5 protein-coding genes are annotated in these 3476 nt (G+C 65.2%); all 5 read left to right on the forward strand.

Translation table 11 applies throughout. The annotated features are described in order from the left end of the window. The first annotated feature begins 219 nt into the window (after positions 1 to 219). The 5 genes from ACYQ8K_RS29870 to ACYQ8K_RS29890 all read left to right on the forward strand — a co-directional run bounded on the left by ACYQ8K_RS29870 (position 220) and on the right by ACYQ8K_RS29890 (position 3448). Positions 220 to 1050: a hypothetical protein gene (locus ACYQ8K_RS29870; protein ID WP_036473965.1), complete on the forward strand. Its 831-nt coding sequence runs from the start codon at positions 220 to 222 to the stop codon at positions 1048 to 1050. 370 nt (positions 1051 to 1420) lie between these two features. Then, positions 1421 to 2089 (forward strand): DUF3846 domain-containing protein, encoded by a 669-nt coding sequence (locus ACYQ8K_RS29875; protein ID WP_231122313.1) that lies wholly within the window; start codon positions 1421 to 1423, stop codon positions 2087 to 2089. Between the two features lies 1 nt (position 2090). Then, a complete protein-coding gene (locus ACYQ8K_RS29880) occupies positions 2091 to 3011 on the forward strand; it encodes a hypothetical protein (protein WP_139830016.1) in 921 nt (306 codons plus the stop codon). Positions 3012 to 3015: 4 nt separating this feature from the next. Continuing rightward, a complete protein-coding gene (locus ACYQ8K_RS29885; protein WP_232232264.1) occupies positions 3016 to 3228 on the forward strand; it encodes a hypothetical protein in 213 nt (70 codons plus the stop codon). Between the two features lie 64 nt (positions 3229 to 3292). After that, the gene (locus ACYQ8K_RS29890; RefSeq protein ID WP_165821867.1) at positions 3293 to 3448 is read left to right on the forward strand and encodes a hypothetical protein; all 156 of its coding nucleotides are present in this window, start codon (positions 3293 to 3295) and stop codon (positions 3446 to 3448) included. Positions 3449 to 3476 lie beyond the last annotated feature (28 nt).

The raw sequence follows: 3476 nt of genomic DNA on the forward strand, positions 1-3476 counted from the left end.
GTTTGACACCGGTACGCGACACGCCGGGTATCTGTCAAAGTACCTCGGCGATTCTGGTCAATCTTCGCTGCATCTCCCCAGGTGGTGGTGGTGGTGGACATCACGGTGCGCTGATAGGGGTTATCGCTGTTCGTTCGGCGTTGTCGGTGGGGTTCGGTAGTGTTGTTGGTGTAGGGCAAGCCAGCTGGGCGGGCCCCGAAATCCCGGAAGGGGAGTGCCATGACTGCAGCAACGATCGATCGGGTTCCGGCGGCGGCCGTCGACAAGGATGGCGACATCGACTGGCGCGCGCTGCTCGAACAAGCGATGACGATGCCGGGCCGGCTGGGTGACACCTACTGCCGCTTTTACCAATATTCGTTGGCCAACCAGCTGCTGTTGTGGTCGCAAGGCGTCACCGAGCCGTGCGCGCCGTTCAAGGTGTGGAAGGCGCTGGGCCGTATCCCGGTCAAGGGCGGCGCCCGATTCGTGCGGCATCCGCGCCCGGTCTACGAAAAGGACGCCGAGACCGGTGACCGGGTGGTCAAGTTCACGCGGTTCGTGTTGCGGCGCAGCACATTCCCCTACTCGAACACGGTGGGTCCAGACATCGAATGGCCCGAGTTGCCCGCATGGGACACACAGCGTGCGCTGGCCGTTCTCAACATCGAGCAGGTGCCTTACGCGATGATCGACGGCAACTGCCAGGGGTACAGCTTCGAGCGGACGGTCGCGATCAATCCCGTGGCGAAGTTCCCGCTCAAGACCATGTTCCACGAGTTGGGGCATGTGATGCTCGGGCACACCACCGGCGGCGACGAGGGTGTGAGCCCCTGCAGCCGGGGGGTCGGCGAATTTCAGGCTGAATCGGTGGCCTACCTACTGGCTCACGAACTCGAGCTGAACGCGTGGGCGCCGGAGGAGTCACGCGCGTACATCCAGCATTGGCTGGGTGACGAGCAGGTCACGGACAACCACGTCCGTGCGGTGTTCACAGCGGTAGACAGGATCCTGAGAGCCGGCCGGACTCTGGCCGAGGTCCAGGACGACGAGGAGGCGATCGCCTCCTAACTGGGCCGCGCAGCGCGCGCCGGTGAACCCCAACATTCCCGCTCCGGCAGCTGTGCGCGCGTCTCCGGTGCCCGCTGGCTACCTCCCCTGTCGCCGGCGGGCACCGCTCAATTTGGGAGGCCTAGCGTCCCACCGCCCGGGCGCTCATCGCCCGACTCGGCACAGGGGCGGGGTGATGGGTATTGCAGCGGAGGCGAGCCGCCGCTGCTGCTGCTGCTGCGTCGTTGGGCGGCGGTGTGCTCGATGGTTGCTGTCGTCGGTGCTCGTGCTCGTGCTCGTGCTCGTTTCGGTGTCGGTGGGGCGCGGTAACGTTCGTCGTGTTGGCCAAGCCGTTGGGGCAGGGCCATGTTTCCCGGGAAAGGGGAGTGTTGTGACTGCTAGCGATGCACCGGTGGTGCTGAAGGTGGGCCTTGATCGGACGGTGACGCGGGTGCCGTTCATCGTGGATGAGCGCGAAGGTGCGGGGGCGCTGTTTCGCGAGCAAATCGGATGCGCGTTGTATGACGTGATTTCGCTAGATGATCGGCTCGATATGTGGGTAGACGATGAGGCGATCGTTGGGGTGGACCTGGACGACAGCGAGGCGTTGGCTGGCGTACTCAACGTCGTGGCAACCATGATTGCGATCCGCTACGGGCGATGGCAACCGGTGTTCGGCACGGCAGTGATCGCCCGTTTGGCGGGCGAGCGTGCCGCTGCGCTCGACGAGGACCAGCTAGCCAGACTGGAGGATTTGGCCGAGTTGTCGTCGGCTGTGTTCGCCGGTACGGACGCTTCACGTGTGGGCGAGGAGCCCAGTGTGGCAGTGCATTTGAAGATCAAGGTGGAGAACACCTACAGCGATGGCCACGAGTCCGAACAGGTCGAGAAGGTTCAAGTGGAGCCCTTCGAATACCTCGAGCATCTGTGGGAGCAGCTGCGGGAGTACACGGGCGACGGCCATGGCATTGGCCGAGACGTGGATGCCCTGTACACCGTGACCGTGCTGGAATCCCCTGAGCGTGCCGAGCTTGTGGGGCTGAGCAATGAGTGGGGCTGAGATGAGTGCACCGACCCCACCGGCAGCTGTGGTCGCCGCTGTGGCGGCGCTACGGGCCTCGTTCGACGACATCCACGTCATGCATGAGTGCGACCAAAATTGCCCTACTAACTGCGATCTGAGCGATTACAGCGAATCTGCCTATCGCTCCCACGATGAGCACAACTTCGATGTGCGCGAGACGATCCATGACCGGGCGGCAGCCCTCGTCGAGGTGCTCGAGGAATGGCTGGGGTCGCCCCGCGGGGAAAGCCAGGGCGTAGACGTCGCCGAATCACCACGCGCGGAGGCATTGGTCGCTCCGCTGGTGGTATCACGCGACCCTAGCCTGTATCAGCAGTGGTGGGACCGCGAGGCGAACCGCGCCGAAATCGCCGACATGTTGGCACGGTTGGCCGGCGAGTGCGAAGCGGAGTACACGTTGCACGAGCTGATGCTGCAGGTCTTCCAAAGCGACCCGTCCGGGGCGAGCTGGCTACAGGTGCAAGGGCTAGTAGCGGGTGCTGACGTGCGGTGGCTGAGCTTGGACATAGATCCGGCTTACGACGGCCAGGGAGTGCTCGACGGGATCGACGTCGTTTTCAACCTGCACGTCGAAATGGCCAATATCGGCCAGCGGTGGCTCGCTGTGTCGGTGTATGTCGCCCGCCCTCACCGCGTGTTAGCGCCGCAAGCATCGGAGGCGGGGCTGGCCCTGGCCGAGGTTATCGACCAAGCGCTGGCGATGATCAACGGGGAGATCGCCGAGCGTGACGACTTCGCCGCGACATCACGACAGCTCCCATGGGGGTCTGCGCCTGCCGCCGGTGGCGGGGTGAGCCCGCGGCACGGGCCAGCGTGCTCGCTGCGCTTCGATGATGGCGTGGCCACCCAAGGGGAGGGCAACGGTGAACGGTCAGCCGTGCGGCTTCGTGACGGTTGAGGACATGTGTTGGCCGGACCCAACTGATCTGCGGGAGTTGGCGTATCGGTTGCGTTGTTCGCCGGCGGGGTTGGGTCGTCGTGATGAGTTGGTGTTGGCGTCGATCGTGGAGGCGTACAGCTCGCTGGTGTGGATGGATTCGCGGAGCCGGCAGCGGCGGGTGATGGCGCTGCGGGAGGCTGTTGGGGTGTCCAGCGGTGTCGGTGGTCGCCGGTAGGGTCTGTGGTGTTGGGCACGCCAGTGGGGCGGGCCTGGGGTTCTCGACGAGGGGAGTGATGACCATGGCTGAGGTGTCCAAGACGGCCGGGGTGACGGCCTGGACGGGGTCGTGGCGGCTGCCGACCGATAAGGGCGATCACCAGCGCGCGGTGCGCCGCCAGCGCCGCCAGGACCGGCGTGCGGTGGCCTCCCTGCGCAAGGTGTATGGGCGCCGCTAAACCCCCCGTGGCGCGCGTCAGCGTGCCG

Source organism: Mycobacterium sp. MUNTM1 (assembly GCF_054660795.1).